The organism is Streptomyces sp. R818, assembly GCF_056172735.1.
On record NZ_JAOCNE010000014.1, the window covers coordinates 705,103 to 731,194 of the forward strand.

At 73.3% G+C, this 26,092-nt stretch carries 27 protein-coding genes; 15 read left to right on the forward strand and 12 right to left on the reverse strand.

Features of this window, described 5'->3' with window-relative positions:
- The first annotated feature begins 76 nt into the window (after nucleotides 1–76).
- Nucleotides 77–436, forward strand: a complete 360-nt coding sequence (locus N5I75_RS34990; protein ID WP_476684175.1) for an STAS domain-containing protein — start codon at nucleotides 77–79, stop codon at nucleotides 434–436.
- 384 nt (nucleotides 437–820) lie between these two features.
- A complete protein-coding gene (locus N5I75_RS34995; RefSeq protein WP_476684176.1) occupies nucleotides 821–1,369 on the forward strand; it encodes a DUF4383 domain-containing protein in 549 nt (182 codons plus the stop codon).
- Here the strand turns inward: N5I75_RS34995 and N5I75_RS35000 are convergent.
- Nucleotides 1,366–1,974: a sigma-70 family RNA polymerase sigma factor gene (locus N5I75_RS35000; protein WP_476684177.1), complete on the reverse strand. Its 609-nt coding sequence runs from the start codon at nucleotides 1,972–1,974 to the stop codon at nucleotides 1,366–1,368. The two genes, N5I75_RS34995 and N5I75_RS35000, sit on opposite strands and share 4 nt — an antisense overlap.
- A gap of 105 nt (nucleotides 1,975–2,079) precedes the next feature.
- Here N5I75_RS35000 and N5I75_RS35005 point away from each other — a divergent pair, with 105 nt between their 5' ends.
- Nucleotides 2,080–3,444 (forward strand): MerR family transcriptional regulator, encoded by a 1,365-nt coding sequence (locus N5I75_RS35005; protein WP_476684178.1) that lies wholly within the window; start codon nucleotides 2,080–2,082, stop codon nucleotides 3,442–3,444.
- 407 nt (nucleotides 3,445–3,851) lie between these two features.
- Here N5I75_RS35005 and N5I75_RS35010 read toward each other — a convergent pair whose 3' ends face one another.
- Genes N5I75_RS35010 through N5I75_RS35020 form a run of 3 tightly spaced genes read right to left on the reverse strand, consistent with a single transcriptional unit; the run spans nucleotide 3,852 to nucleotide 7,371 of the window.
- Nucleotides 3,852–5,390 (reverse strand): FAD-dependent oxidoreductase, encoded by a 1,539-nt coding sequence (locus N5I75_RS35010; RefSeq protein ID WP_476684179.1) that lies wholly within the window; start codon nucleotides 5,388–5,390, stop codon nucleotides 3,852–3,854.
- The gene (locus tag N5I75_RS35015; protein ID WP_476684180.1) at nucleotides 5,387–6,154 is read right to left on the reverse strand and encodes a methyltransferase domain-containing protein; all 768 of its coding nucleotides are present in this window, start codon (nucleotides 6,152–6,154) and stop codon (nucleotides 5,387–5,389) included. Before N5I75_RS35015 ends, N5I75_RS35010 begins: the two co-directional genes overlap by 4 nt.
- 29 nt (nucleotides 6,155–6,183) lie before the next feature.
- Nucleotides 6,184–7,371 carry a lycopene cyclase family protein gene (locus tag N5I75_RS35020; protein ID WP_476684181.1) on the reverse strand — a complete coding sequence of 396 codons (1,188 nt, stop codon included), beginning with the start codon at nucleotides 7,369–7,371 and terminating at the stop codon, nucleotides 6,184–6,186.
- Nucleotides 7,372–7,592: 221 nt separating this feature from the next.
- Here N5I75_RS35020 and N5I75_RS35025 point away from each other — a divergent pair, with 221 nt between their 5' ends.
- The 4 genes from N5I75_RS35025 to N5I75_RS35040 are packed head-to-tail and all read left to right on the forward strand — an operon-like array spanning nucleotide 7,593 to nucleotide 12,374.
- Nucleotides 7,593–8,819 carry a polyprenyl synthetase family protein gene (locus tag N5I75_RS35025; protein WP_476684182.1) on the forward strand — a complete coding sequence of 409 codons (1,227 nt, stop codon included), beginning with the start codon at nucleotides 7,593–7,595 and terminating at the stop codon, nucleotides 8,817–8,819.
- Nucleotides 8,816–10,354, forward strand: a complete 1,539-nt coding sequence (gene crtI / locus N5I75_RS35030; RefSeq protein WP_476684183.1) for a phytoene desaturase family protein — start codon at nucleotides 8,816–8,818, stop codon at nucleotides 10,352–10,354. The genes N5I75_RS35025 and crtI overlap by 4 nt, the downstream gene beginning before the upstream one ends.
- Nucleotides 10,351–11,361, forward strand: a complete 1,011-nt coding sequence (locus tag N5I75_RS35035) for a phytoene/squalene synthase family protein (RefSeq protein WP_476684184.1) — start codon at nucleotides 10,351–10,353, stop codon at nucleotides 11,359–11,361. The genes crtI and N5I75_RS35035 overlap by 4 nt, the downstream gene beginning before the upstream one ends.
- Nucleotides 11,358–12,374 carry a DUF5914 domain-containing protein gene (locus N5I75_RS35040; RefSeq protein WP_476684185.1) on the forward strand — a complete coding sequence of 339 codons (1,017 nt, stop codon included), beginning with the start codon at nucleotides 11,358–11,360 and terminating at the stop codon, nucleotides 12,372–12,374. The genes N5I75_RS35035 and N5I75_RS35040 overlap by 4 nt, the downstream gene beginning before the upstream one ends.
- Nucleotides 12,375–12,390: 16 nt before the next feature.
- Here the strand turns inward: N5I75_RS35040 and N5I75_RS35045 are convergent, their stop codons facing one another.
- The 4 genes from N5I75_RS35045 to N5I75_RS35060 form a co-directional block, all read right to left on the reverse strand.
- Complete coding sequence (locus N5I75_RS35045) at nucleotides 12,391–12,570, reverse strand: DUF6480 family protein (RefSeq protein ID WP_476684186.1); 180 nt, start codon at nucleotides 12,568–12,570, stop codon at nucleotides 12,391–12,393.
- 87 nt (nucleotides 12,571–12,657) lie between these two features.
- Nucleotides 12,658–14,883, reverse strand: a complete 2,226-nt coding sequence (locus N5I75_RS35050) for an ATP-binding protein (protein ID WP_476684187.1) — start codon at nucleotides 14,881–14,883, stop codon at nucleotides 12,658–12,660.
- Nucleotides 14,884–15,002: 119 nt separating this feature from the next.
- Nucleotides 15,003–15,773 carry a type I methionyl aminopeptidase gene (map, locus tag N5I75_RS35055; protein WP_476684188.1) on the reverse strand — a complete coding sequence of 257 codons (771 nt, stop codon included), beginning with the start codon at nucleotides 15,771–15,773 and terminating at the stop codon, nucleotides 15,003–15,005.
- A gap of 146 nt (nucleotides 15,774–15,919) precedes the next feature.
- Nucleotides 15,920–16,441, reverse strand: a complete 522-nt coding sequence (locus tag N5I75_RS35060) for a DUF6328 family protein (RefSeq protein WP_476684893.1) — start codon at nucleotides 16,439–16,441, stop codon at nucleotides 15,920–15,922.
- A 65-nt stretch (nucleotides 16,442–16,506) separates the two neighbouring features.
- On the opposite strand from N5I75_RS35060, the gene N5I75_RS35065 reads away from it, so the two are divergent.
- Entirely contained in the window at nucleotides 16,507–16,746 is a 240-nt protein-coding gene (locus N5I75_RS35065) for a hypothetical protein (protein ID WP_476684189.1), read from the forward strand.
- 166 nt (nucleotides 16,747–16,912) lie between these two features.
- On the forward strand, nucleotides 16,913–17,632 hold the full coding sequence (locus N5I75_RS35070) for a PepSY domain-containing protein (RefSeq protein WP_476684190.1): 720 nt from the start codon (nucleotides 16,913–16,915) through the stop codon (nucleotides 17,630–17,632).
- A gap of 4 nt (nucleotides 17,633–17,636) precedes the next feature.
- Here N5I75_RS35070 and N5I75_RS35075 read toward each other — a convergent pair whose 3' ends face one another.
- Complete coding sequence (locus tag N5I75_RS35075; protein ID WP_476684191.1) at nucleotides 17,637–18,662, reverse strand: YVTN family beta-propeller repeat protein; 1,026 nt, start codon at nucleotides 18,660–18,662, stop codon at nucleotides 17,637–17,639.
- A 254-nt stretch (nucleotides 18,663–18,916) separates the two neighbouring features.
- Here N5I75_RS35075 and N5I75_RS35080 point away from each other — a divergent pair, with 254 nt between their 5' ends.
- Nucleotides 18,917–19,834, forward strand: coding sequence for an SGNH/GDSL hydrolase family protein (locus tag N5I75_RS35080; RefSeq protein ID WP_476684192.1), 918 nt, complete (start codon nucleotides 18,917–18,919; stop codon nucleotides 19,832–19,834).
- Here N5I75_RS35080 and N5I75_RS35085 read toward each other — a convergent pair.
- The gene (locus tag N5I75_RS35085) at nucleotides 19,815–20,675 is read right to left on the reverse strand and encodes an alpha/beta fold hydrolase (protein WP_476684193.1); all 861 of its coding nucleotides are present in this window, start codon (nucleotides 20,673–20,675) and stop codon (nucleotides 19,815–19,817) included. The two genes, N5I75_RS35080 and N5I75_RS35085, sit on opposite strands and share 20 nt — an antisense overlap.
- A gap of 145 nt (nucleotides 20,676–20,820) precedes the next feature.
- Between N5I75_RS35085 and N5I75_RS35090 the strand changes: the two genes are divergently transcribed.
- On the forward strand, nucleotides 20,821–21,225 hold the full coding sequence (locus N5I75_RS35090; RefSeq protein WP_476684194.1) for a winged helix-turn-helix transcriptional regulator: 405 nt from the start codon (nucleotides 20,821–20,823) through the stop codon (nucleotides 21,223–21,225).
- A 248-nt stretch (nucleotides 21,226–21,473) separates the two neighbouring features.
- On the opposite strand, the gene rpsN is transcribed toward N5I75_RS35090, so the two are convergent.
- Both rpsN and rpmB read right to left on the reverse strand, forming a co-directional pair.
- Nucleotides 21,474–21,779: a 30S ribosomal protein S14 gene (rpsN, locus tag N5I75_RS35095; RefSeq protein ID WP_476684195.1), complete on the reverse strand. Its 306-nt coding sequence runs from the start codon at nucleotides 21,777–21,779 to the stop codon at nucleotides 21,474–21,476.
- A complete protein-coding gene (gene rpmB / locus N5I75_RS35100) occupies nucleotides 21,779–22,015 on the reverse strand; it encodes a 50S ribosomal protein L28 (protein ID WP_476684196.1) in 237 nt (78 codons plus the stop codon). The genes rpsN and rpmB overlap by 1 nt, the downstream gene beginning before the upstream one ends.
- 166 nt (nucleotides 22,016–22,181) lie before the next feature.
- On the opposite strand from rpmB, the gene N5I75_RS35105 reads away from it, so the two are divergent.
- The 4 genes from N5I75_RS35105 (at nucleotide 22,182) to N5I75_RS35120 (ending at nucleotide 26,027) form a co-directional block, all read left to right on the forward strand.
- On the forward strand, nucleotides 22,182–23,333 hold the full coding sequence (locus N5I75_RS35105) for a CobW family GTP-binding protein (protein ID WP_476684197.1): 1,152 nt from the start codon (nucleotides 22,182–22,184) through the stop codon (nucleotides 23,331–23,333).
- A gap of 142 nt (nucleotides 23,334–23,475) precedes the next feature.
- Complete coding sequence (locus N5I75_RS35110; protein WP_476684198.1) at nucleotides 23,476–24,081, forward strand: flavodoxin family protein; 606 nt, start codon at nucleotides 23,476–23,478, stop codon at nucleotides 24,079–24,081.
- A gap of 160 nt (nucleotides 24,082–24,241) precedes the next feature.
- Nucleotides 24,242–25,192 carry a D-alanyl-D-alanine carboxypeptidase family protein gene (locus N5I75_RS35115; protein WP_476684199.1) on the forward strand — a complete coding sequence of 317 codons (951 nt, stop codon included), beginning with the start codon at nucleotides 24,242–24,244 and terminating at the stop codon, nucleotides 25,190–25,192.
- A gap of 94 nt (nucleotides 25,193–25,286) precedes the next feature.
- Nucleotides 25,287–26,027, forward strand: a complete 741-nt coding sequence (locus N5I75_RS35120; protein WP_476684200.1) for a VOC family protein — start codon at nucleotides 25,287–25,289, stop codon at nucleotides 26,025–26,027.
- The last annotated feature ends 65 nt before the right edge of the window (nucleotides 26,028–26,092 follow it).

A 26,092-nucleotide genomic window follows, 5' to 3' on the forward strand; every position in this document is an offset into this window, starting at 1 on the left:
TTCGTACGTACCTATACCATTTCAAAGAGGTATCAATCGGATACTTCGCACTTGGCCAGCACGGGAGCACCGCCGCATGAGCGATCTGAAACTGACCACCGACGCGTCGCAGAGCCCCCGCGTCGTGGTGCACGCCGAGGGCGAACTCGACCTGCACTCGGCGACCGACCTCTACACCCTGCTCGGCGACCTGCTCGACCGGCACCCCGCGGTCTTCCTCGACCTGTCCCAGGTCACCTTCTGCGACTCCTCCGGGTACAACGCGCTGCTGCGCCTGCACCGCCGCGCCTCGGAGTCCGGCAGCCGCTTCGTCCTCGTGTCACCGCACCCCACGATCAGCCGGCTGCTCGCCCTGACCGCCTCCGAGGGCATCTTCGACGTCTACGAGAGCCAGGACGAGGCCTTCGCCGCGCACCCCGTCGCCGACGGCGGCTGAGCCGGGGCGGGCGCTGTCCGCCGCGGGACGGCGCCGCAGCGTGCGGCTCGCCTCTATCAGGTCCCGGCTCTGCCTCCGGAGTTCGGCGGCGACGGCCCGCGCCGCCGACACGCGTTCCTGCGTGTGCCACATCCGTCTCTGATCCACCCCGCGCACCGCGCCCTTCCCGGGACCCTCACTCCGTCACCCGAGCGTCGGCCGGGTCCTCGGCGGACCGCAGCACAGGGAACGAACCGTCGCGGCCGTCCCCTGTCCGCCGAACGAAGCGGCCGGGGCCGCCTCCGAATGGTGCGGATCGACGGTTGCTGCAACCGTTCAGGGAGGTGGGCGGGAATGGATGAGAGGGGGTACGGCGCGGAAGACGACCAGAGAGGCGCCCGCATCATGGAGCTCAAAGACGAACTTCCCCTTGATCACAGACTGGCACGGGTCTACCGGTGGGGCGCCGCGTTCTGCGGTGTCGTCCTGCTGGTCTTCGGCTGTCTCGGGTTCGCCGACAGCCTCACGCCCTTCGACACGGCGGGTCAGCACCTGGCGGGAATGAGCACCAACGGCGTCCTGAGCCTCGTCTCGGTCGTCGTGGGGCTCGTCCTCATCGCCGGAGCCGTCGTCGGCGGCAATGTCGCCTCCACCGTCAACATGACCGTCGGCATCCTGTTCCTGGTGAGCGGCTTCGTCCACATCTTCCTCCTGGACAAGCCCGGGAACGTGCTCGACTTCGGCATGACCAACGTCGTCTTCAGCTTCGTGATGGGCCTGGTCATCCTCACGTTCGGGATGTACGGGCGGGTGTCGAGCCGGCTGTCCCACGACAACCCGTACTGGCAGCGCCGCCACCCGGAGGAGGCGGCGAAGGAGGCGGAGGCGCGCCGCGCCGCTCCGGAGCCCGCGCCGCTGCCGATCGCGTCGCACGCGCCGACGGGCAGGCGTTAACCGTGGTCGGCGGCGACGAGGCGGTGGCGGAGGCGGGTCAGGCCGCGCCGGGAGTGGCTCTTGACCGTGCCCAGGGGCCAGCCCGTCACCTGCACGATCTGGCTGTGCGTGAGATCCCCGAAAAAGGCCAGCTCCAGGACGCGCCGCTGCGGCGCGGGCAGCAGCGCCAGCTCGTGGCGGACCACGACGCGGTCGAGCGCGAGGTGCGCGGCGTCCTCCACGACCGGCGACGCGACGCTCAGCATCGCCTCCGCGGCGGACGCGAGGACGGCCCGGCGGGTCCGCGCGCTCAGCGCGTCGGCGATCTTGCGGCGCGCGATCCCGACGATCCACCCCGCGACGGCGCCCCGGTCGGGGTTGTACCCCGCGCGGCCCCGCCACACCGCGAGGAAGACCTGCTGCGTCACGTCCTCGGCCTCGAGCGGGTCGCCCAGCGACCGGTAGGCCAGGGTGTGGACGAGGGTCCCCCAGCGGCGGTAGGCCGCCTCCAGACACGCCTCCCGGCCGTGTCTGAGGCCCGCGGCGAGCTCGTCATCGGGCAGTGACTCCTCGGCCGCCGTCCAGCGACCGCCCCGAAGAGTCCGCGTGATGCCTTGAGCGCGCATGGGCCCGTGCCCTCCCGTCGCCGAACCTGTGATCTTCACAATGGCCAGCGCGCCCGCTCACTTCGACTCGCATCGAATGTGCATCGCTTTCCGAAGGGCCCCGCAGTGTCTTCTTCTCCAGCCTCTTCGCAGGCCGCATCGGTTCTGCAGCGTTCGACCGGCGACGGCGCCGGGATCACCTCCGGCGCGCTCGCGCGCCGCCTGGGCGTCTCACCCACGACGCTGCGCTCGTGGGACCAGCGCTACGACCTCGGCCCCGCCGGCCGCGACCAGGGCCGCCACCGCCGCTGGTCGCCCCGCGACGTCGCCATGCTCGAGGACATGTGCCGCCTGACAGCCGCCGGAATCCCGCCGGCGGAAGCGGCCCGGGTGGCGAAGGAGCGCGCACGAGCGGCCCGAGAGGGCGAAACCTTCTTGCGGGCGGAGGAGGGTACCCGGGGCGGCGCGGGGCGCGCCGGGGCGGGCGGTGCGGGGGATGGTGGCGCGGGTCGCGCCGCGCCGGGCGGTGGCGGTGCCGAGGTCGACGCCGTGCCGGGCGGCGAGCGGGGCAGGGGCGCTGTGCGCGCGGCGCCGGGCGGTGAGGGTGATGGTGGCGGCGTCCACGCTGTGCCGGGTGGCGCGGGGGACGGTGTCGCTGCGCGTGCCGTGCCGGGCGGTGATGGTGCCGACGTCGCCGTGCACGCCGCGCTGCACGGCGATAGTCCCGGTGTCCGCGCTGCGCCGGGCGGTGATCGCGCCGTACCGGCCGGCGCGGCCAGCGGGTCCGAGGTCCCAGCCGGGACCCCGGAAGCGTCCGTCGGCGTGGCGCCTCTGCCGCCGCTCGGTACCGTCCGGGCCGAATGCCGGGGCCTCGCGCGGGCAGCCTTCCGGCTCGACTCCGCCGCGCTTCAGGAGCAGCTGGACGCCTTCGTGCGGCGGCACGGCGTGATCACCGCCTGGGAGGAGCTCATGATGCCCGCGCTGCATGCGATCGGACGCACCTGGGCCTCGTCCGGCGACCGCTACATCGAGGTCGAACACCTCCTGGCCTGGCACGTCTCCACGGCTTTGCGCAACGCCCAGTTCCTGCTCGGGCCCGCGCCGACCCCCAGGGACGACGCCTCGGTGCTCCTGGCCTGCGTCCCCGGCGAACAGCACACCTTGCCGCTCGAAGCCGCCGCCGCGGCCCTCGCGCGCGTCGGGCGGCCGGTGCGGATGCTGGGCGCGGCCGTCCCGGCCGAGGCGCTGATCACCGCCGTGCGCCGCACAGGCCCCGCCGCCGTCATGCTCTGGGCGCAGACCCGCTCCCAGGCGGACACCCCGCTCGCGACGCACCTGCTGCGGACGACGTGGGGCTCCAAGGGCGCGCGCCAGAAGCCCACGCTGTACCTGGCGGGCCCGGGCTGGCGCGGCACCACGCTGGAGGGAGCGGTGCACCCACAGGGGCTGCGGGAGGCCGTCACTCTGCTGGCATCGGCGCCTCACCGCTGACGGGGCTACGGGAGCCGTGACCAAGCTGGCACCCGCGCTCCACCGCTGACGGGGCTACGGAAGTCGTGACCAAGCTGGCACCTGCGCCCTATCGCTGACGGGGCTGTGGGAGGCCGTCACCCTGCTGGCACCGGCGCCTCACCGCCGACGGGGCTACGGAAGTCGTGACCAAGCTGGCACCTGCGCCCTATCGCTGACGGGGCTGTGGGAGGCCGTCACCCTGCTGGCACCGGCGCCTCACCGCTGACGGGGCTACTGGGAGCCGTGACCAAGCTGGCCCCCGCGCCCCATCGCTGACGGGGCTGCGGAAGCCGTAACCAAGCTGGCCCCCGCGCCCCCTCACCGACGGGGCCACTCGAGCCGTCACCGAACCAGCCCCGCGCCCCACCGCTGACGGCGACAGCGCCTCAGCGGGCCAGGTGTCGCAGCACGGCGCTGCGTCCGCGCGTCGGGACCGTCCAGACCTCGTGCCCCCGCAGCCGCCACTGCCGCAGCAGCGCGTCGGCAGCGAGCAGGCCGCTGGTCGCGGCCCGCTCCATCAGCGCCACCGGCAGCTCCGTACGCACCAGGTCCCCGGCGACCATCAGGCACGGGTGGGAGGTGCGCACCGTCGGCCGGTCCGGGTAGCCGCCGACCTCGAACAGCGGGCAGTCGTCCCGCCACTCGTGCCGCGCGTCGACGACCATGGCGTCCCGTGTCTCGGGGTAGACGCGGTGCAACTGCTCGACCAAGTCGTCCTGTTCGGCCTTCCGGTCGGCGCCGTCCTCGACCGCGTACGCGTGCAGCTCGACGACCGAACCACCCGACCGGCGCGACCAGTTCTGCGCCTCGTGCTCCCAGCGTTCGAGCACGCTCACATTGTCGAGGCCGCCGTAGCCGCTGGTGCCGAGGAAGCCCGCGCGGTCGGCGGCGACCGGCCGGTCCAGCCACAGCCGGGAGACGAGGAAGGCGGGCGCCGTCCGCAGCCGGGCGATCCGGGCGCGCCAGCCCTCGTCGGCGAGCGCGGGGCTGCGCTCGGCCAGTTGCTGGAGGCCGCGGGTGTCGAGCGCGAGTACGCACGCGTCGTAGGTCTCGCTCCGGGCCCCCGCCTCCAGGAGGAAGCCGCCGCCGGACACGGGCGTGACGCGGTCGACCGGTGCCGAGACCCGGATGTCGACGCCCAGCGCCTCCAGATAGCGGCTCAGCGGGTCCCACAGGGCCGACGGGAACGGCTCGTTGGGCACGTCGAACAGGAGCCCTTCGGCGGAGCCCAGGAAGTAGATGTGGAACATGAGCGCCATCTCGGCCGCCGACAGCTCGCGCGGATCGGCGAAGAAGCTCCGCGAGAACACCTCGAAGGCCAGGTGGTGGGCGGCCTCGGGGAAGCGGATGGTGGCCAGGAGGTCGTGGGCGCTGACCGCGTCCAGGCGCTCGTAGACCTCCGGCACGCGTACGTCCATCAGCGGCAGGGCCGCCCGCGCGTTGATCCGGGGCAGATCGCGCAGTGTGAACGTGGGGCTGGTCAGGGCGAAGCCCATGGCGCTCCACGGCGGGGTCCGCGGCACGTGCTGAAAGCTGTCCCGCGCGCCGCCCGCGTGCCACAGCGGGTAGTCCGGCAGCCGGGTCAGGCGCTCCAGGTGCGGGTCCGTGCGCCGCAGCAGGGCCCGCAGGTTGTAGTACTGCCGGAAGAAGGCGTGGAAGCCGCGGCTCATGGTGGCCGTCGAGCCGTCCGCTAGGCGGGTGCTCCAGCCCGCGAGACGGCCGCCGAGCGTGGCCTCGCGCTCGAACAGGGTGACCCGCACGCCGCGTTCGGCGAGGGCGGCCGCGGTCGCGAGTCCGGCGATGCCGCCTCCCACGACGGCGGTCGACGGAGGCGTGCCGGTCGCGGACGGCGCGCCGGGAGCGGCCGGGAGACGGACGGCCAGGCGGTCGCGTGCCCCGGGCGGCAGATCGGTCCCTCGCCTCACGCGCGGGCCCCTTCCCGCGGCACCTGGCCGACGCCGGGGCGCGTCTGTTCGTGCGGGTCGTGCGGCACCTGGCCGACGATGGTGTGCGTGATGCCGGTCTGCCAGCCGGGCAGCGGCAGGACGCGGACCCGTTCGAACCCCGCGCCCGTGAGCCGCCCGGCGAACCGCTCGGCGGTGTCGAACTCGACGACGCTGCGCCACAGATGCCGGTACAGCGCCCCGTCGCCCAGGGCGGCGGTCACGGGCAGCAGCCCCGCGCAGACCGCCGACCACACGGCGCGGTGGCGCAGCGTGCCGCTCAGCGTGTAGTCGTGCACCGCCAGCCGGCCGCCGGGGCGCAGCACGTCGCGCACGGCGGACAGGACCTGGCCGGGCTCCACCGTGTTGCGGAACAGGTAGGCGGCGAAGACCGCGTCGAACGGGCCGTCGACCCCGGCGTCGGCCAGCCGCTCCGCCGGGGAGTGGACGAAGGCGACGCGGCTCGGCCAGCGCTTGGCCGCGGCCCGCTCCAGCATCCCGGCCGAGGCGTCCACGGCGGTGATCTCCGCGTCCGGCAGCGCGGACAGCAGGGCGGCGGTCGACGCGCCCGTGCCGCACCCCAGGTCGAGGACGCGCGGAGTGTGCCCCCGCGCGGGAAGACCGAGGCGGCGCGCCGAGCGCCGCAGGTGGGCGTGGTAGCCGGGGTTGGCCCGTACGAGCGCGTCGTAGCTTCGGGCGGCGTGGTCGAACGCCCCGGCGAGGGAGGCGTCGTGCAGCGTCGGCATGGTTCTCCTTGACAGGGCCCGGCGGGGTCTCAGGGGCCGGGAAAGGGGCGCAGGGGCTGGGCGGGGAGCGTCGCCGCGCTGCGCAGCAGGGGCAGCACGGGGCTGTTCAGGCCGATGGCGAGGTCCTCGTAGACGGTGGTGGCGCCGTCGAGGAAGCGCAGCAGGCGCGGGGCGGGGACGCGTGAGAACAGGCGGGTGAAGAAGGCCGCCCCGTCGAGGCGGCCGCTCGCCAGGGCGTGCAGCAGGATCGCGTCCATGGCGCGCGAGCGCAGCGAGTGCGGGGCGGGCGGCACCGGCCGCCGTCCCGCGTGCAGGGCGGCGGCGATGGCCGCCGTCTGGCGCTGGATGGCGGCGAACGTGTAGCCCGTGGAGGGACGGGTGGCGCCGCCCGCCGCGCCGATCCGGAAGACGGACTGGCCGCTCTGGCGCGCGAACCGGGCGTCCGTCATGGGGATGACGCCCTCCTCCCGCGCCTCCACGTCGAAGTCGCCGACCGCGAGGACCGTGTCCAGATAAGCGCGCAGGGCACGGTCGTACTCCTCGGACGGCAGCACCGACGACGAGAACTGCGTGTACTCCACCAGCGCGGTGTGCGGGCTCGTGGGCAGGACGTAGCTGAAGGCCAGGCCGCGCTCCGGCTGCGGCGTGCGGAAGTCCATCAGCTCGACGGAACCGGCGTCGAACACGGGCCGCGGGGTGCGCACGAACCAGCCGCGGAAGTGCTGCAGCAGCGTCGTACGCGCCGGGGGCAGGCTGCCGAGCGGCCGTGAGTCGAAGACCCAGCGGGCCGACAGGGTCTCCTGGCGCCCTTGGGCCGTACGCAGCAGTACCTGCGCCCCGCGCGCGGTGCCCTCGATCCCCTCGACGACGCCCTCCGTGCGGGTCAGCGCGGAGCGGGACGCGAGGCGCCGCTCGACGGCCGCCTCGAAGTCGGGGGAGCGGATCATCTTGTACCGCAGGGCGCCGGTACGGGTGTCCACCAGGCGCCCGTCGGTCCCGCGCACCCGCATCCGGTTCCAGGCGGCGGTGACGGCCTCGTCGTAGCGTCCGACGCCGCTCTCCCAGAAACACCAGGTCCGCGGCGGTGGGCGCAGCGGACCAGGCGGCGGCTGCACGAGGGACACCGTCAGCGCCGACCGGCCCGTGGCGGTGCACAGCCGCTCCGCCAGGGAGAGCCCGGCGGCTCCCGCGCCGATGATCACCACGTCCGACCGCACGCACACCTCCTGCCCTCGGGATCGCTGCTCCGGACATCTTTTCCGCCGCAGTCCCCATCATGGATGCGCGATTCCGTGGATCCGGCGGTACGGGATGCGGGCGGCGGGCGAAGTTGCTCCGGTTGCCGCAGCACGGCGCATCCGATCACGTGGGTGACAAGGAATGCCCTGCAACACCTTTTGATCACTTGCCCATGCGAAGCCACCACGAAGGAGCCGACATGCCTCCCGACGAGGCGACAGGCGCCACCACGACTGTCGCACCCCACCGGGCGGGCCGGGCTGACCACGGTCCTTCCCCGCACGGCGGACGCCCGCCCGTGCCCGCGCGCGTGCGGCAGATCGACGCCGAGGTAGCGCGGACGGTCGAACGACGCCTCGGCCAGTTGCTCGCGCCGCGCGTCGCGCAGGCCACCGCCGCCGACGCGACGTTCGGCACCGACGTCGCCGGACGCGTCGCCCGCTTCACGCTCGACGGCGGACGGCGCCTTCGTCCGCAGTTCCTGTGGTGGGGCCTGCGCGTGTGCGGCCCTCCCGACGAGGAGCAGACCGAGGCCGCCGTACGGCTCGGCGCCGCGCTCGAACTCATCCAGACCTGCGCCCTGGTCCACGACGACGTCATGGACCGCGCGGAGACGCGCCGCGACGGGCCCGCCCTCCATGTCGACCTGGCCGCGGACCACGAGCCCGCCGCGCACCCGGGCCGCGACCGGTTCGGCGAGTCCGCCGCCATCCTCGCCGGGGACCTCGCCCTCGCCTGGGCCGACGACGAGGCCGCCGCCGTCCGGCTGCCCGAGCGGCGCGCGGCCCGCGTCCGCGACACCTGGTCCCGGATGCGGACGGAGATGGTCGCCGGGCAGTACCTGGACCTGCGGGGCGAGCTGACCCGCAGCAGGTCCCTGCGGCGTGCCCTGAGCGCCGCCTGCCTCAAGACCGCCCTGTACACGGTGGAGCGGCCCCTCCAGCTCGGCGCGCTCCTGGCCGACGCCGACGAAACGACCCTGCACGCACTCGGCGCGGCGGGCCGCGGCGCCGGTCTCGCCTTCCAGCTCCGCAACGACCTGGACGACGTCTTCGCCGACGACACCGGGCGAAGCAAACCCGCGGGCGGCGATCTTTGCGCCGGAAAACCCACCTACCTGGTCGCCCTCGCCCACGCGCGCGCCGAGGCGGACGGCGACCGGCACGCGCTGCGCGTCCTGGACCACTGCCTCGGCCGCCCGGATCTCGACGACAGCGACCTGGACGAGATCCGCCGCGTCCTCGAACGCACCGGCGCCCGGCACAACGTCGAGGACAAGATCCGCAGCCTGATCGCCCGCAGCACCCGCCATCTGGACACGGCGCCGCTGGACCCGGTGGCCCGCACGCGGCTGCGGACCCTGATGCACCGGGCGGCGGGCGCCCGCACCACGGCGGCCGCCGCCGCCCAGGGGGCGGCCGAATGAGGACCGTCCGAGGAAAGACCGACCACGTCGTCGTCGTGGGCGCCGGCCTGTCCGGGCTCGCGGCCGCGCTGCACCTGCTCGGCGCGGGGCGCCGGGTCACCGTCGTCGAGCGCGAGGAGCTGCCCGGCGGCCGGGCCGGGCGGCTGACGCGCGGCGGCTACTCGATCGACACGGGGCCGACCGTGCTCACCATGCCGGAGCTGGCCGACGAGGCCTTCGCCGCCGTGGGGGAGCGGCTGCGCGACCGCGTCGAGCTCATCCCCCTCCACCCCGCCTACCGGGCCTCCTTCGCCGACGGCAGCACCCTCGACGTGCACACCGACGCCGCCGCCATGCGACAGGCCGTCGAGGAGTTCGCGGGACCGGCGGAGGCGGCCGGGTACGCGCGCCTGCGCGCGTGGCTGCACCGCCTCTACCGGGCGCAGATGCGGCACTTCATCGACACCAACTTCGACTCGCCCCTGCAACTGCTCACCCCCGACCTGGCCCGCCTCGCCGCACTCGGCGGTTTCGGCCGCATGGACGCCCGGATCAGCCGGTTCATCAAGGACGAACGGCTGCGCCGCGTCTTCTCCTTCCAGGCGCTGTACGCCGGGGTCCCGCCGGCCCGCGCCCTGGCCGCCTACGCGGTCATCGCCTACATGGACACCGTCGCGGGCGTGTACTTCCCGCGCGGCGGCATGCACGCGCTGCCGCAGGCCATGGCGGACGCCGCGGCGGCGGCAGGCGCCGAGCTGCGCTACGGGCGCCGGGTGGAGCGCCTGGAACGCAGCGGCGACCGCGTCACCGCCGTCGTCACCGACACCGAGCGGATCCCCTGCGACGCCGTCGTCCTCACCCCCGACCTGCCCGTCACCTACCGCCTGCTCGGCCGCGCCCCACGCCGCACCGTGCCGCTGCGCCACGCCCCGTCGGCCGTCATCCTGCACGCCGGGACCGACCGCACCTGGCCCCAGCTGGCGCACCACACACTGTCGTTCGGGGCCGCCTGGCACGGCACCTTCGACGAACTCACCAAGCACGGCCGCCTCATGAGCGACCCTTCCCTGCTCATCACCCGGCCCACCGCCACCGACCCCGGCCTGGCCCCTCCGGGCAAGCACCTGCACTACATCCTGGCGCCCTGCCCCAACACCGACATCGGGCCGAGCGCCGCGCACTGGGGCGACCTCGCGCCCCGCTACCGCGCCGAACTCCTCACCGAACTGGAGCGGCGCGGCCTGGAGGGCATCGGCGACGCCATCGACGAGCAGTGCCTCGTCACCCCCGCCGACTGGCACGCCCAGGACCACGCGGCGGGCACCCCGTTCTCCGCCGCCCACACCTTCGCCCAGACCGGCCCCTTCCGCCCCCGCAACCTCGTGCGCGGCACGGCGAACGCGGTCCTCGCGGGCTGCGGCACCACCCCGGGCGTCGGCGTGCCCACGGTGCTGCTGTCCGGGAAGCTCGCCGCCGCCAGGATCACCGGCCTGCGCACGACCCCGAAGTCCCGCGCCCCGTACCGGCTCACGACCTCAGAAGGAGCGCCCTCGTGACCGCCCGAGAACTCGACGCCGCAGGCATCACCGACCCGGCGCTGCGGCGCGCGTACGCCCACTGCCGCGCCCTCAACGCCCGCCACGGCAAGACGTACTTCCTCGCCACCCGCCTCCTCCCGGCCCACCGCCGCCCGGCCGTGCACGCCCTGTACGGCTTCGCCCGCTGGGCCGACGACATCGTCGACACGGGCCCGTCCGACCCGCTGGAGCGCACCGCCGCGCTGGAACGCCTTTCGATGAGCCTGCGCCACGGCCTGAGCGCCGGGCGCAGCACCGAGCCCGTCGTGCTCGCGCTCGCCGACACCGCGCGGCGCTATGCGATCGACGCCCGCCACTTCCACGACTTCATGGCGGCGATGCGCGCCGACCTGACCGTCACGGATTACCCCGCCTACGCGGACCTGCGCCGCTACATGCACGGTTCGGCCGCCGTGATCGGGCTCCAGATGGTCCCCGTCCTCGGCACCACCGTGCCGCGCGAGGAGGCGGAGCCGTACGCGGCCGACCTCGGCGTCGCCTTCCAGCTCACCAACTTCCTGCGGGACGTGGGCGAGGACCTCGACCGGGGCCGGATCTACGTCCCCGGTGACCTGCTCGGCGCGCACGGCGTCGACCGTGAACTGCTGCGGTGGAGCCGGGACACCGGCCGCCGCGACCCCCGCATCACCCGGGCGCTCAAGGCTTTCGAGGAGCTGACGCGCGGCGTCTACCGGCAGGCGCTGCCCGGCATCGCCCTGCTCGACCCGGTCTCCCGCCCCTGCATCCGCAGCGCCTTCGTGCTCTACTCCGGCATCCTCGACGCCGTCGCCGACGACGGCTACAGCGTGCTGCACCGGCGCGCGGTCGTCCCGCGCCGCCGCCGCACGGTCGTCGCCCTCGACGGCCTCGCCCGCATCGCGCACGCCCGGATCAGCCACCGCTCGGCGCCACCGGCCCCGCCCGTCGCCCCGGTCGCCGTGCACGAGGAAGCGACCGCCGAAACCGTGTGCCGGGGGGCCGCATGAGCGGCGACCGGCCGACGCGCTCCCGCTTCCCGCTGACCCTGCGCAGGAACCCGCCCGCCTGGCACCGCCAGGAGCCCACCTGGCGCGCGGCCCGCCCCGCGCTGATCGAGGCGGCGCTGAAACGCTCCCAGACCCGCCCCTCCGGCAACTGGTACGTGGTCGGGGCCTCCCGCGACGTACCCCGCGACAAGCCGCTCGGCCGCACCGTGGCGGGCCGGGAACTCGTCGTCTGGCGTGACGCGGAGGGCAACCTCGCCGCCGGTCCCGGCGCCTGCCCGCACCTGGGCGCGCCGCTGAAGGACAGCCCCGTACGGTGCGGCGAGGTCGTCTGCCACTGGCACGGTCTTGCCCTGGGCGCGCACGGCAAGGCGGGCTGGCGCACGCTGCCCGTCCACGACGACGGGGTGCTCATGTGGGTGCGCCTGAACGGCGCGGGCGACGAGCAGCCGCTGGACCAGCCCGTCATCCCGCCGCGCCCGGAGCCGGCCGAGTCCCTCCACGCCGTCTACACGGGCGTCGGCCGCTGCGAACCGGAGGACATCGTCGCCAACCGGCTCGACCCCTGGCACGGCGCCTGGTTCCACCCGTACTCGTTCGTGGACCTGCGCGTCGTCGACAGCCCGGCGGGTGACGCGGGCGACGGCGAGGACGACGCGTTCGTCGTGGAGGTCTCCTTCCGGCTCACCTCCCGGCTCGTCGTCCCGGTCCGCGCCGTCTTCACCGCGCCGGAGCCCCGTACGGTCGTCATGCACATCACCGACGGCGAGGGCCGCGACTCCGTGGTGGAGACCCACGCGACGCCCCTGACGCCCGACGGCCACCCCAGACCCCGTACGGCCGTCGTGGAAGCGGTGATCGCCACGTCCGGGCGGCCGGGCTTCGCCCTCGCCCGGCACGCCTCCGCGGTCATGCGGCCTCTGATGCGCGCGGCGGCGGGACGGCTGTGGCGCGACGACCTGGCCTACGCGGAGCGCCGCTTCGCGCTGCGCACCCGCGAGAGCCTGCCGTACTGACGCGGGGGCGCCGCCGTCACAGCCCGGAGATGCGGGCCGCGAAGAAGGCGGCGACCAGCACGGAGCCGATCACGATGAGCCACACCCACCAGGCGGGGTGCTCCCACACCCCGCCGTCGGCACGCTCCTGATGCGCCTCGGCGGTCGAGCCCTCGACCGGGGGCGTCTCTGTCGGGGGGACGCGTATGTCTGTCATCCCTCCACGGTCCCTCGCGCCGGGCATGCCCGCATGTCGGGCGCGAGGGCGGGAGCCGCGGGCCGGTTCACGTGCGGCCCGGCCCGCTCATGAGCCGGCCACGACACCGTTCAGCGCCTCGGCGATGCCCGCGTCCAGGTCGGTCCGGTAGCCGGTGTCGAAGGCGCGGTCGTAGGCGGCCTCACCGAGCGCCGTACGGGTGCGGGCGACGCAGTCCTCGTGGGCCGCGACCCAGGACGGGATGCCGACCTGGGGCCGGCCGAGGGTGTCCCACAGCTGGTGGGCGAGGCCGAGCAGCCGGGCCGCCCGCTCCGCCTGCCCGTCGGCGATCGCGCACTGGGCGATGGCCTCCAGGCACATGCCGGAGCCGAAGCTGTCGTGCATGCGGTGCTTGACGGTCAGCGAGGCGCGGGCGGACAGTTCGGCGTCGGCGACGCGGCCCAGGGCGAGCTCGGCCTGGGCGCGGATGGAGTCGCCCCAGGCGCGCATCCACGTCTCGCCCGCGCTGTCGCACACCTGCCGCATCTCGTCCAGGCCGGGCAGGGCTTCCTCGGCCATCCCCATGGCCACGCGCGCGTGGCTGCCGACGGAGAGCGACCCGAGGCCGGGGACGCTGAGCATGGCCTCGGGGGAGCGGCTGTGCCGGGCGCGCAGTTCGTCGGTCAGCTTCAGCACGGTCACCGCGTCACCGCGCAGCGCCGCCGTCACCACCGCGATCGACTTGGCGAGGCTGTCCTCCTCCTCGCCGAACCGTGCCGCCAGGGCGGTGCACTCGGCGTCGATCTCCTCCAGGGCGGGCAGGTCCCCGAGTTCGGTCAGGACGAGGCCCTGGGCGTAGAGCGCCTTCAGGCGGAGCGGGCTGGGGCCCGAGAACGCGGCCAGGGCCCGGTCGAGGTAGTGCCGTCCTTCCCGGGCGAGGCCGCACGCGTACCACAGGAACCACAGGTCACCGGCCATGCCGAGGCCGATGCGGCTGTCGGCGGAGCCGAGGCAGGACTCCAGGGCGAGGCGGAGGTTGTCGAACTCGGCGTGCATGCGCTCGTACCAGAAGAACTGGTCGGGCCCCATCCAGGCCGCGTCGCCCTCGCGGGCGAGCCGCAGGTACCAGGTGCGGTGGCGGCGGCGGAACTCGCGGCCCTCGCCCAGGCTGCGCAGCCAGTCCTCGCCGTACTCGCGGATCGTGTCGAGCATCCGGTAGCGCTCGCCGGCCGCCGTCGGCTCCCACGTGATGATGGACTTCTCGGCGAGCCCGGACAGGAGGCGCGGGATGTCCGCGCGGTCCAGGCGGTCGTCGCCGCAGACCTGTACGGCGCCCTCCGCGTCGAAGCTGCCGACGAAGACCGACAGGCGCGCCCAGAGCAACCGCTCGGCGGGGGTGCAGAGTTGGTGGCTCCAGCCGATCGCGGTGCGCAGCGCCTGGTGCCACAGCGGGTCCGCGGTCTCGGCGCCCTCGGCGTCTTCGCTGGCTACGGCGTCTTCGGTGTTTCCGGTGTCTGCGGCGCCCTCGCGCTCTGTCCCCGTAGCGCCGCCGGTTGTCCGGCCGTCGTCGTCGAGCACCGCGAAGCGGTCGGAGATACGGTCCGCGAGACGGTCCGCCAGTTCGCCCGGGGACAGCTCCCGCAGCCGGGCCGCCGCCAGCTCGATCGCCAGCGGCAAACCCTCCAACTGACGGCACAGACGCTCCAGATCGGGACGCCCCGCCTCGGTGACCGTGAACCCGGGGACGACCCGCGCCGCCCGGTCGGCGAGGAGCACCAGGGCGTCCGCGTCCGGCCCGCTCACCCGGGCCGCCGGCCGCACGGGGCCGGGGACCGGCAGCGGCTCCACGGCCAGCAGCTCCTCCGCCGCGACGCCGAGCGGGCGCCGGCTCGTCGCGAGGATCCGCAGGCCCGGCGACGCGCCGATCAGCCGCTCCACCACGGGCCGCAGTTCGGCCGTCAGGTGCTCACACGTGTCGAGGACGAGGAGCAGGCTGCGCTCGGCGAGGTAGTGCGCCAGGGCGTCGATCACCGGAACGGCCGTCTGGTGCGCCATCGGCAGCGCCTCGGCGATGGTGTGCGGCAGCAACGCGCCGTCGCGCAGCCCCGACAGGGACACCCACCACGCCCCGTCCCGCAGCTCCGGGCGCGGTCGCGCGGCGACGCTCTGCGCCACCCGGGTCTTGCCCACGCCCCCGACACCGACGAGCGTCACCACCTGGCGGTCCTCGAGCGCCTGTACGACCTGTGCCAGCTCCGTCCGGCGGCCGACCAGATCACCGGTGGTCCGGGGCGGCTCACCCGCCCGCCGCTCGCGCTGCTTGTCCGCCGCCATGATGTCCACTCCTGCGTGATGTGACGTGTCTCACCGTCAGTGCTATCAACTCGGCAGGGTGCGGCGGGGCGTTATGGCAACTTCGGCAGCGCTGCTTGGATGGCGCCGCTTCGGCGGAGCTACCTCGGCAGCGTGAGGATCTCGGCCCCGTCCTCGGTGATGGCGATGGTGTGCTCCGTGTGCGCGGTACGGCAGCCGGTCGCGCTGCGCAGCGTCCAGCCGTCGTCGTCGGTGACGAGCTCGGCGGTGTCCGCCATGACCCACGGCTCCAGGGCGAGCAGGAGACCGGGGCGCAGGGTGTAACCGCGCCCGGGGCGGCCGGTGTTGGGGACGTGCGGGTCCTGGTGCATCGTCGAGCCGATGCCGTGGCCGCCGAACTCGGTGTTGATCGGGTAGCCCGCGTCGCCGAGGACCGTGCCGATGGCATGGGAGAGGTCGCCGATACGGGCGCCGGGTCCTGCGGCGGCGATGCCCGCGGCGAGGGCGCGCTCGGTCACCTCGATCAGCGCGAGGCTCTGCGGGTCCTTTGTCCGGCCGACGACGAAGCTGATGGCGGCGTCCGCGGCGACGCCGTTCAGGGAGACGGCGAGGTCCAGCGTCAGGAGGTCGCCGTCGGCCAGCGTGTAGTCGTGCGGCAGCCCGTGCAGGACGGCGTCGTTGACCGCCGTGCAGATGTAGTGGCCGAACGGGCCGCGGCCGAAGGAGGGCGCGTAGTCCACGTAGCAGGACTGCGCGCCCGCCTCGGCGATCATCTTCTGGGTCCACCGGTCGATGTCGAGCAGGTTCGTCCCGACGGTGCTGCGGCCGCGCAGGTCCTGGAGGATGGAGCCGACCAGGGCGCCGGTGTCCCTGGCCCGGCTCACGAGGGTGGGGTTCAGAATCTCGATCACGTCATGCTCTTCTCACGCAGGCAACCAATAACAATACCGGCCTTACTATACCGGTATTAAAATCGAAGGCGTGATCGACCGGGGCCCTCGCCCGGGACGTGCGGTTCCTCGCCCGGGTCGTGCGGTTCCACACCCGGGACGTGCGGTCAGGAGATCTTCTGGTGACGGGCCGAACGCCGCTTCAGCAGCATCGGCAGCGCGTACCAGCACAGCGCGAACCACACGAGGATCAGGGCGGCCAGGATCTCGGCGAGCAGATTCGGCAGCACCACGTGCAGGATCAGGAGGACCGTGCCGCTGATCGTGAGCGCCAGGAGGACGAGCCCCGTGACCATCAGCCGCCCCGCCGTGCGCACCAGGTCGTCCTTCAGCCGCTGGCCCGTCAGCAGCCGGTGCAGGGAGACCGGCGCGATGAGCACGCCGGTCGCGGCGGCGCCGAGCAGCACGGTCGCCACGTAGACGGTGGTGTCGAAGGCGCCGAGGTCGCGAAAGGTCGGGGTGAAGGCGACGCTCAGCAGGAACCCGAAGAGGATCTGCACGCCGGTCTGCGCGACCCGTGTCTCCTGCAGGATCTCGGCCCACCGCCGATTGGCCCTCTCATGTGCCTCTTCCCGCGCGACCTCCTCGCTGTCACGCTGCCCGACACCCGTTCTCGATATCTCACCAATGCTCACGGACACTCCCTTCGTACGGACCCGGATGCCCAGGGAGGCGACAAATACGTGACGCTTCTATGAACCCGTCGGGGGAGCGCGGCACCCTGCATCGGGTCGCGGCGCGCCACCGCATGTGGACCCAGGCGTGGACCGCCCTGTGCGTCCTCCTCGTCGTGTGGTCCGTGGCCTGGGGCATCGGCTGGGCCACGGGAACCGCGAACGCCTGGGCATACGGCCTGGCCGGTCTCGCCCTGCTGGGCTGCGCCCTCTGGGCCCGCCGCTCCACGATCCGCAACACCCCGCCCCGCCATCTCTGACCGGGTGCCGCCTGCGGGCCCGGCCCTCGCCGGAGACTCCGTGCCCGATCACCGGATCATCGCGCTCCGGCGGTGGAGCCGACGGAGGGATGGGGCGGCGGCACCCGGGTGACCGTCGCGCCGCGCGGCGTCCTGGTCCTGTCAGGTCGCACCGTAACGTGGCGATATGAGTACAGAACAGAACATTTACAACCCTGTGCGCCGCCGCGTGAGCGTGTCGCGCGGCCTCGGTCTGGTGTGTGCCGTCGCGGCGGCGGGCGCCCTGCTCGCGGGGTGCGGCGACGACAGCGATCCGGCGCAGACCGGCTCGGCCCCCGACAACGCCCGCGCCTCGACGTCCCCCTCGGGCGCGGACTCCGCCTCGGGCTCGACGTCGCCCTCGGCCTCGGCGAGCGGCCTCACCGAGGACCAGTCCGAGCGCAAGGCTCTCGTGCCGCAGGCCAAGGTCGGCTACGACAAGGCGATGGACACCGCCGTCAAGGCCGTGAACGGCTCGAAGCCGGTCTCCATCGAGCTCAAGGGCCCGGCGGACAAGCCGACTTGGGAGGCCGAGGTCGCGACGGGCGACGGCACGAAGAGCGCCGTCCGCGTCGACGCGGCCACGGGCAAGGCCGGCGAGGCCCGCACCGACTCGGACCAGGACAGCGACGACAAGAAGGAACTCGCCGGCCGGCTGTCCAAAGCCAAGGTGACGCCGAAGCAGGCCGCCGACACCGCGACCGGCAGGACCAAGGGCACGGTCACCTCCGTCGAACTCGACGACACCGACCAGGGCGGGGCCATGTGGTCCGTCGACGTCGTGGACACCGCCGACTGGAACAAGACGACGTACGACATCGACGCGGCCGACCGCAAGGTGCTCCGCACACACGTCGACCGGGACTGAACCGTCACCTGGGTGTGATGGCGATGCCCTCGGGCTGGTGACCCGTGGGCAGGGTCGCCCGTACCTTCGGGACCGTCGGGTCGACGACCGAGACGGTGTCGGAACCCTCGTTGGTGACCCACACGCGGGTGCCGCCCGGGGCGACGGCGAGCCCCTGCGGGACTTTGCCGACGGGCACCCGCGACAGCACGCGCCCGCTCTTCGTGTCGATGACGAGGAGACTGTCGGCCCCGGAGTCCGCGGCGTACAGCCGCAGCCCGTCGGGGCTGACACCCAGGCTCAGCGGCGCCTTGCCGACCGGCCAGGTCGCCGTCACCTTACGCGTGGCGGCGTCGATCACCGAGATGGTCCCGGCGCCCGTGTTGGCGACGAAGACCCGGTCCCCTTTCGCGGTGGCGCTGATTCCGCTGGGGAAATCGCCGACCGGAATACGGGCCACGGGTTTGTTCGCCGTGGACAGGACCGTGACGTTGTTGCTGCCACTGTTGGTGACGTAAGCGGTGCCGTCGGGCAAAGTGGCCACGCTGTGCGGCAGACCGCCGGCCCGCGGCGTCGCGACGACCTTCCGGCTGCGCGTGTCGACGACCGAGACATCGTCCCCGCCCCAGTTCGCCGCGAATACCCGGCGCCCGTCGCGACTGGGATAAGCGGAATAGGGAAAGGCGCCGACGCGAACGGTCGCGACCACCTTCTGGCCGGTGGTCTCGATGAAGGAGACCGTCCCGGACCGGCCGTTCGCCACGTACGCCCGCGACCCGTCGGGGGCCGCGCCGACCCCGGTCGGCTCCTTGCCCACGGGGACGGTCCTGAGCGGCTGTTCGCGGCGGACATCGAAGGCAGAGACGCTTCCGGAGCCGCTGTTGGCGACGAAGGCGACAATGCGCATCGGGAAGTCCCCGGCCGCGCGGCCGTCCTTCGGCGAGGGGCGGACCGGTGACGGCGGCGGGGCGGACAGCGCGGGAGACGTGCACGCCAGGACGGCGAGCAGGCACCCGAGCGTCAGACGGACGGGAAAGCGGCGGCAGCCCATGAATGCACCTTTGCGGCTGGTGTGTGGGAGGCCCTGAACGGACACATCTGGCAAAACGCACGCATTGCGCATTCCGCACGGGTGGAGATGCGAGCGGAAAGCGAATTCGTTCTTTCGGAGGCCCCGCTCGTGGCAATCCGACCATTACGCATATGTGCGTGCGTCATATGAGCGGTGTTCACCCCACTCCCATGGCCCCGGGTGCGGGGTAAGGTGCGAATCTTCCGGAGAGCGGGTTCCAGGGGAGGGGCATCATGACGCGTCGGACGCGCACGGTCGGAGCGACGGCAAAGCGATGGACGACGGTGATGCTCGCCGCGCTGAGCAGTTGCGCGCTCACCGCGGGAATGACCGGCACGGCCGGGGCCGCCACCCCGGGCGAGCAGTCGAGAGGCCACCGCACGGCCTACGTGGCGCTCGGCGACTCCTACACCTCTGGGCCCGGCATCCCCGTCCAGGTCGACGCGGACTGCGCCCGCTCCGACCACAACTACCCCTCCCTCACCGCCCGCACCCGCCTCGTCACATCGTTCACGGACGTCAGCTGCGGCGGCGCGACGACCGCCGAGATGTGGCAGGCGCAAGGGAGCAACAAGCCCCAACTGGACGCCGTACGACGCGACACCGACCTCGTGACCCTGCAGATCGGCGGCAACGACATCGGCTTCGGCTCCATCATCAGCACGTGCGCGGGGCTCAGCGCGCAGGACCTGTCCGGCGACCCGTGCCGACGGCACTACAACGCGGCGGGCCACGACGCGTTGACGCTGAAGATCAACCAGACCGCACCGAAGGTCACCCGAATCCTGCGGGCTGTGCACGCCAAGGCGCCGCACGCGCGCGTGGTCGTCGTCGGCTACCCCGCCCTCCTCCCCGACGACGGCACCGGCTGCTACCCGACCGTCCCCTTCGCCGCCCAGGACTTCCCCTACCTGCGGGACACCCAGAAACGCCTCAATCTCATGCTGCGCGCCGTGGCACACCTGAACCGTGCCGACTACGTCGACACGTATCGCCCGACCGTGGGCCACGACATGTGCAAGGCGCCCGCCGACCGCTGGATCGAACCGCTCGTCCCGGCGTCCCCGGCCGCCCCGGCCCACCCCAACGCCAAGGGCCAGGAGGCGATGGCGCGGGCGCTCCTCAAGACCCTCACGCGAGGAAAGGCGTGAGGAGCCGCAGCAGCGCGGCGGGCCGGTGCAGCGGCACGATGTGACCGCAGTCGTCGAGCAAGTGCCCCGTCAAGTCGTCCGTCAATGAACGCAGTTGGCGTTCAAGTGCCGGGCCCACCGGGTGCGCGCCGATGGTCAGTACGGGCATGGTGAGCCGCGCCCGCTCCGCCGCCCGCCGGATCTGCCGTGCGCTCTCCGGCAGGGCGCGGTAGTACGCGAAGGCGCGGCGCAGGGCGTCGTGCCCCGTGTACGCGGCGACGAACGCGTCCCGCACGGCGGGCGGCACGCCTTCGCCGAGGGTGCCGCTGTCGAGGAAGAAGTCCACGTACCGCGCCTCGTTGCCGACCAGCACGGATTCGGCGAGGCCCGGCACGGAGTGGAACCCGAACCACCACGGGGGCCCGCCGGCCAGGAAGTCCTCCGCGCCCGGCAGGCCGCCCGCCACCGCTTCCATGACGGCCAGCCGCCGTACGAGGCCGGGGTGGCGCAACGCGAGGGAGAGGGCCGGGGTCACACCCGCGTCGATGGCGACCACCGCGGCGGACGTGATCCCCAGTGAGGTGAGCAGGGCGCGGGCGTCGTCGGCGAGCGTGTCGGCGTCGTAGCCCGTGGCGGCGTGTTCGCTGGCCCCGAACCCGCGCAGGTCGGGTGCGATCACCCGGTGCCGGGCGGACAGCGGGCCGAGCACGCGCTCCCAGACCCGCCAGGTGTGCGGGAAGCCGTGGAGCAGGAGGACGGCGGGGCCGCGCCCGGCGAGCGCGACGTTCAGATGCACGCCGTTGGCCCGGACGCGGCGGAGTTCGACCGGGGGAGGGGAGGGAGGGGGAGCGGAAGAGGGCACGGCGCGCCTTTCGCAGGACCAGGACCGGTGGCCGGGTTGGTGCCCACCACCGAGCCAGGTCGGTAACCATCGGATACCACGGCACGCTAAGTGACTAGGCTGAGCGCCGGAAGACGGCACTTCGACGACAGGTGGTGAGGTCCAGGTGACCGACTCGACGGCGCACGGCACGGCCGGCCCGCGCGGTGATCTCTTCACCCCCGGGTGCCCGACCCGCAAGCTCCTCGACCGCATTGGCACCAAGTGGGTCTCCATGGCCGTCAAGGTGCTGGCCGAGGAGGCGGGCGAGGTGCGGTTCTCGGAGCTGCGGCGCCGGATGCCGGGGATCTCGCAGAAGATGCTCTCGGTCACCTTGCAGGGGATGGTGCGCGACGGCCTGGTCGCCAGGCGCGTCGAACCGGCCGTGCCGCCGCGGGTGTTCTACCGCCTCACGCCGCTCGGCCTCTCGCTGGACGAACCGCTCGCCGTGCTCCGGGAGTGGGCCGAGACGCACATGCCGGAGATCGACCGGGCCAACGAACGGTTCGCCCGGGAGGAGACGCCCGCGTAGGGGGTCCGGGAGCCTGCCTCGGCGCGGCGGCAGAGGGCAGAGAGAGCTCACCTCGGCGCGGCGGCAGGGGTCCGAGGGGGCTCACCTCGGCGCGGTGGCAGGGGTCCGAGGGAGCTCACCTCGACACGGTGGCAGGGGTCCGAGGGGGCTCACCTCGGCACGGTGGAGCCGGAGGGCCCACTGCCTCGGCGAAGGCCCGCGAGTGCGTCACCGCCCCGCGGGCCCCCGTCAGGCCGCCAACACAGCGCTCACCACGACGACTTGGTGACCCCGGGCAGGAACCCGGCATGGGCCTGCTCCCGCACCCGTACGCGCGAGAGCCCGAACTTGCGCAGGTGGCCGCGCGGGCGGCCGTCCACGCTGTCGCGGTTGCGGACCCGGGTCGCGCTGGCGTCACGCGGCTGGCGGCGCAGCTCGGCCAGCGCGGCCTCCCGTTCGGCGGGCGGGGTGTCCGGGCGCCCGATGACCCGCTTCAGCTCGGCGCGCCGGGCGGCGTACCGCGCGACGATCACCTTGCGCTTCTCGTTCTGCGCGATCTTGCTCTTCTTGGCCATCAGACCTTTCCTCCCCGGGCGCGGATGCGGGCGACCGCGGCCTCGATGCCGATGCGGTCGACGGCCTTGATGCCGCGCGCGCTGAGCGTGAGGCGGACGTGCCGGCCCTCGCTCGGCAGCCAGTACCGCTTGCGCTGGATGTTGGGGTCGAAGCGGCGCGAGGTGCGCCGGTGCGAATGGGACACGGAGTTGCCGAAGCCCGGCTGTGCTCCGGTCAGTTGGCAGTGGGCGGACACGGGGTGACCTGCCTTTCAGAGGGCTTTCACGGGGCAAGCGCGGACATGCGACTTGGAAATGGAAACCATTGTCATTAGAGTACGGCATGGCATCCGGCGCGATGCTTACCCGCCCCGCACCCGCACCCGCACCGAGCCCCCCGGCTCGCCCGCCCGGAGGACCCCTATGAACCACGGAACCCGCATGCCCGTCCTGATCGTGGCCGGGCTCCACTCCACCGCACGCCGGGAGACGGTGGACGGCCTGCTGCGCACCGTTCCCGACAGCGTCGCCCTCCACCACGACCTGTCCACCGCCGGTGACGGCACCGTCCTGCGCGTCCTGCGCGACGCCTCGGGCGAGCTGTCCCGCGGCGAGACCCCGCTCGTGAACGACTGCGCGTGCTGCGCCCTGCGCGAGGACCTGATCCCCGAACTGGAGCGGCTGGCGGACGGCGGCCTCACCCGGCTCGCGATCGTCGAACTGTGGGACTCCGTCGAGCCGCGGGCGATGGCCGAGGTCGTCGCAGCGCACGGCGGCGACACACTCCGACTCACCAATGTCGTCACGGCCGTCGATCCCGCTCTCGTCCTGCCCTGCCTCGGCAACGGCGACGACCTCGCCGACGTGGGGCTCGCGGCCGCGGCGAGCGACCAGCGGACGGTCAGCGACACGTGGGCGAGGCAGCTGGAGTACGCGCCCGTCCTCGCCGTCGTCGACAGCGAGGAGGCGGACGACGAGGACCGCGCCCTCCTCGCTCAACTCCACCCCCTCGCCCAGCGCGTGACCGCCGGATCTCCCGAACTCGCACGCCTCGCCTTCGCGGGGTTCGACGTGGAGACGGCCGCCGCCGCCCAGCACCCGGCGTGCGCGCTGCTGCCACAGGATGCGGACGCGGCCGGCGTCGTCACCTTCGTCTGGCACCACGACCGGCCGTTCCACCCCGGCCGTCTCTACCAGGCGCTCGAGGACCTGTGCTGCGCCGCCGCGCGCAGCCGGGGCCGCTTCTGGCTCGCGGACCGCCCCGACACCCTGCTCGCCTGGGACGCGGCGGGCGGCGCCCTGTGCGTCGAGAACGCCGGGCCCTGGCTCGCCTCGCTGCCCGACGCGGCCTGGGACCTGGTCCCGCCCGTGCGCAGGGCGGCCGCCGCGCTCGACTGGCATCCCGCGCACGGCGACCGCTGCCAGCACCTCGTCTTCACCTCGCCCGGCCTCGACCGCGACAACCTGGCCCGGTTGCTCGACTCGTGCCTGCTCACCGACGCGGAGTACGCCGCCGGGCGCGAGGCGTGGAAGCGCCTGCCGTCCGCCTTCGACACCCTGCTCGACGCCGCTTGAGACACCCGAGCACACCTGGCCGGGTGGCCACCTGGACATCCGCGCACACGGCCGGGTGACCGCTTGAGACACCTGCGCACACGGCCGGGTGAATACCCGGCGGGCGCGCTCCTCAGGTGTGCGAAACGGGGAGGGACGCTCCATGCGAGCACTGGTCATCAACTGCACCCTCAAACCCTCACCCCAGCCCTCGAACACCGAGGCCCTCGCGGGCACGGTCATCGCGGCCCTCAAAGGGCACGGCGTCGACGTGGACCTCGTACGGGCCGTCGACCTGAACCTGAAACCCGGAGTCGAGACGGACATGGGGGAGGGGGACGACTGGCCGGACGTGCACGAGAAGCTGCTCGCGGCGCAGATCCTGGTCATCGCCTCGCCGACCTGGGTCGGCCGTCCTTCCTCCGTCGCCCAGCGGGTGCTTGAGCGGATGGACGCGATGCTCAGCGAGACCGACGACCAGGAGCGCCCCGTCGCCTTCAACCGGGTGGCGGGCGTCCTCGTCACCGGCAACGAGGACGGCGCCCACCACGTCATCAGCGAGATCAGCGGCGCCCTCGGCGACATCGGCTACACCGTCCCCGGCCAGGCGTGGACCTACTGGCACCTCGGTCCGGGCCCCGGCCCCGACTACCTCGACGACGAGCGCGGCCACGACTGGTCGGCGTCGACCGGCCGCGCCATGGCCTCCCATCTCGTCCACGTGGCCCAGGCGCTCGACCGTCACCCGGTGCCCGCGCCGCCCTCATAGGACCTGCCGAGTGTCTGCACGGCACCTTCATCGTTGTCCCTCCTGTTACCGGGCCATGACATGTCGATCTTGACAATGACTGTCCGCGCGCACGTAGGTTCGGTATGCACCGAGTTCTGCCACGAGCCGACGCGCCCGCGCCGGGAAAGAAGGACGCCTGATGGGTTCGCACGCCCGCCCCCACCGGATCCACCGCACCGGAGCCAGGATCGCGACGGTCGCGCTCGTCGGGGCCGTCCTGCCGATCACGGCCGGCGGCCTCGCCGAGGCGGCCACCGCCGCACCTGCCGTGCGGGACCAGGGCGCGGCGACCGCGAGAGACCAGGCCGCCCCGGACATCACCGCCGACCACGCCTTCCTCCTCGACGCCCGCGACGGCAGCCAGGAACGCGCCATGTGGGCGGGTGTCAAGGCCGACGTCAGCGTCTCGATGGCCAGCACGACCAAGATCATGACGGCCATGGTGGTGCTCCAGCACCCGGAGTGGCTCGACCGGCAGATCACCGTGAAGCAGGAGTACCGGGACTACGTGGCGGAGAACGGCGCCAGCACCGCCGACCTCCAGGTCGGCGACAGGCTGACCGCCCGTCAGCTTCTGCACGCCATGCTGATCCCCTCCGGCGGCGACGCCGCGATGGCCCTCGCCGACAGCTTCGGCGCCGGTGACACCATCGACGCGCGGATCGCCGACTTCCAGGACCGGATGAACGCCGAGGCGCGCGAACTCGGCCTCACCGGCACGCACTTCGACTCCTTCGACGGCATCTCGCACGGCGACAACCGCTCCACCGCCCGCGATCTCGCCAAGCTCGGCCAGCGCGCCATGCTCAAGCCGGTCTTCGCCGACATCGTGAAGCTCAAGCAGTTCAAGACGGAGGCCCCCGCCGCCAACGGCCGCACCCGGTACTACACCTGGAACACCACCAACGACCTGCTGAGCGCCTACGAGGGCGCCCTCGGCATCAAGACCGGCAGCGGCGCCGAGGCCGGCTACTCCCTCGTGTTCGCGGCCGAGCGCGACCACCGCACCCTCGTCGGCGCCATCGTCGGCTCCGACAAGGAGGTCTTCGACGACGCCGCGAAGATGCTCGACTGGGGCTTCGCGAACTAGCGAGCAGGCCGACCAGGGGCCGGGCGCGACAAGTTGATCTCTGTTCGGTGACGGCATCTGTCGGCGTCCGTGCCGAATGCGTAGGGTCACCGCCATGGCACTGCGACCTGTGAACGTGAACATCAAGGCCCTGGACGACGCGGTGGTCGGCGGTTTCTGGGCCGAGGCGCTCGGCTGGGGTGTCTCCAGCGAGGCACCCGGCGTCACCAACGTCGAACCCGGCGGCGGCTTCGTCTGGCCGGACGCGTCCGCCGTCTGCATCGACGTCGTCACCGTCCCGGAACCCAAGTCGGCCACCAAGAACCGGGTGCACCTCGACCTCGCCACCACCTCGACGGCGCACCAGGCGGAGCTGGTCGCCCGCCTGCGCGCGCTCGGCGCGACCCCCGTCGACGTGGGACAGGGCGACGTGCCCTGGGTGGTCCTCGCCGACCCCGAGGGCAACGAGTTCTGCGTGCTCGAACCGCGTGACATGTACCGCGACACCGGCCCGGTCGCCGCCATCGTGATCGACTGCGTGGATCCGCGCGCCATGGCCGAGTTCTGGGACGCGGCCACGGACTGGACCCTCCACGAGGTCGACGACGACCATGCGCGCCTGCGCTCCGCCCAGGGCGTCGGCCCGTACATCGAGTTCCTCCGCAAGGGCGGGAAGACGGTGCCGGACCGTGTCCACGTCGACCTGCTGCCGTACGCGGGCGACGACCAGGGGGCGGAGGTGGCGCGCCTGCGCGAGCTGGGCGCCACCGACCTCGACCTCGGTCAGGGCGACGTCTCGTGGAAGTGCCTGAGCGACCCCGAAGGGCACGAGTTCTGCGTGCTCGGGCGAGGCTGAACCCCGCTGGTTCCAGGCCGACTTCTTCTTCCGGCGCAGCCCCGCACTGTGCGGCGTGGATGTCC

What these genes read in the sequence shown, in the direction of transcription:
- N5I75_RS35120 (WP_476684200.1), top strand. Translation starts at nt 25,287, where the DNA reads ATGGCACTGCGACCTGTGAACGTGAACATCAAGGCCCTGGACGACGCG.
- N5I75_RS35050 (WP_476684187.1), bottom strand. Translation starts at nt 14,883, where the DNA reads ATGGCGGCGGACAAGCAGCGCGAGCGGCGGGCGGGTGAGCCGCCCCGG.
- N5I75_RS35075 (WP_476684191.1), bottom strand. Translation starts at nt 18,662, where the DNA reads ATGGGCTGCCGCCGCTTTCCCGTCCGTCTGACGCTCGGGTGCCTGCTC.
- N5I75_RS35015 (WP_476684180.1), bottom strand. Translation starts at nt 6,154, where the DNA reads ATGCCGACGCTGCACGACGCCTCCCTCGCCGGGGCGTTCGACCACGCC.
- N5I75_RS35115 (WP_476684199.1), top strand. Translation starts at nt 24,242, where the DNA reads ATGGGTTCGCACGCCCGCCCCCACCGGATCCACCGCACCGGAGCCAGG.
- N5I75_RS35000 (WP_476684177.1), bottom strand. Translation starts at nt 1,974, where the DNA reads ATGCGCGCTCAAGGCATCACGCGGACTCTTCGGGGCGGTCGCTGGACG.
- N5I75_RS35080 (WP_476684192.1), top strand. Translation starts at nt 18,917, where the DNA reads ATGACGCGTCGGACGCGCACGGTCGGAGCGACGGCAAAGCGATGGACG.
- N5I75_RS35045 (WP_476684186.1), bottom strand. Translation starts at nt 12,570, where the DNA reads ATGACAGACATACGCGTCCCCCCGACAGAGACGCCCCCGGTCGAGGGC.
- N5I75_RS34990 (WP_476684175.1), top strand. Translation starts at nt 77, where the DNA reads ATGAGCGATCTGAAACTGACCACCGACGCGTCGCAGAGCCCCCGCGTC.
- N5I75_RS35110 (WP_476684198.1), top strand. Translation starts at nt 23,476, where the DNA reads ATGCGAGCACTGGTCATCAACTGCACCCTCAAACCCTCACCCCAGCCC.
- N5I75_RS35105 (WP_476684197.1), top strand. Translation starts at nt 22,182, where the DNA reads ATGAACCACGGAACCCGCATGCCCGTCCTGATCGTGGCCGGGCTCCAC.
- N5I75_RS34995 (WP_476684176.1), top strand. Translation starts at nt 821, where the DNA reads ATGGAGCTCAAAGACGAACTTCCCCTTGATCACAGACTGGCACGGGTC.
- crtI (WP_476684183.1), top strand. Translation starts at nt 8,816, where the DNA reads ATGAGGACCGTCCGAGGAAAGACCGACCACGTCGTCGTCGTGGGCGCC.
- N5I75_RS35070 (WP_476684190.1), top strand. Translation starts at nt 16,913, where the DNA reads ATGAGTACAGAACAGAACATTTACAACCCTGTGCGCCGCCGCGTGAGC.
- N5I75_RS35025 (WP_476684182.1), top strand. Translation starts at nt 7,593, where the DNA reads ATGCCTCCCGACGAGGCGACAGGCGCCACCACGACTGTCGCACCCCAC.
- rpsN (WP_476684195.1), bottom strand. Translation starts at nt 21,779, where the DNA reads ATGGCCAAGAAGAGCAAGATCGCGCAGAACGAGAAGCGCAAGGTGATC.
- N5I75_RS35065 (WP_476684189.1), top strand. Translation starts at nt 16,507, where the DNA reads ATGAACCCGTCGGGGGAGCGCGGCACCCTGCATCGGGTCGCGGCGCGC.
- N5I75_RS35040 (WP_476684185.1), top strand. Translation starts at nt 11,358, where the DNA reads ATGAGCGGCGACCGGCCGACGCGCTCCCGCTTCCCGCTGACCCTGCGC.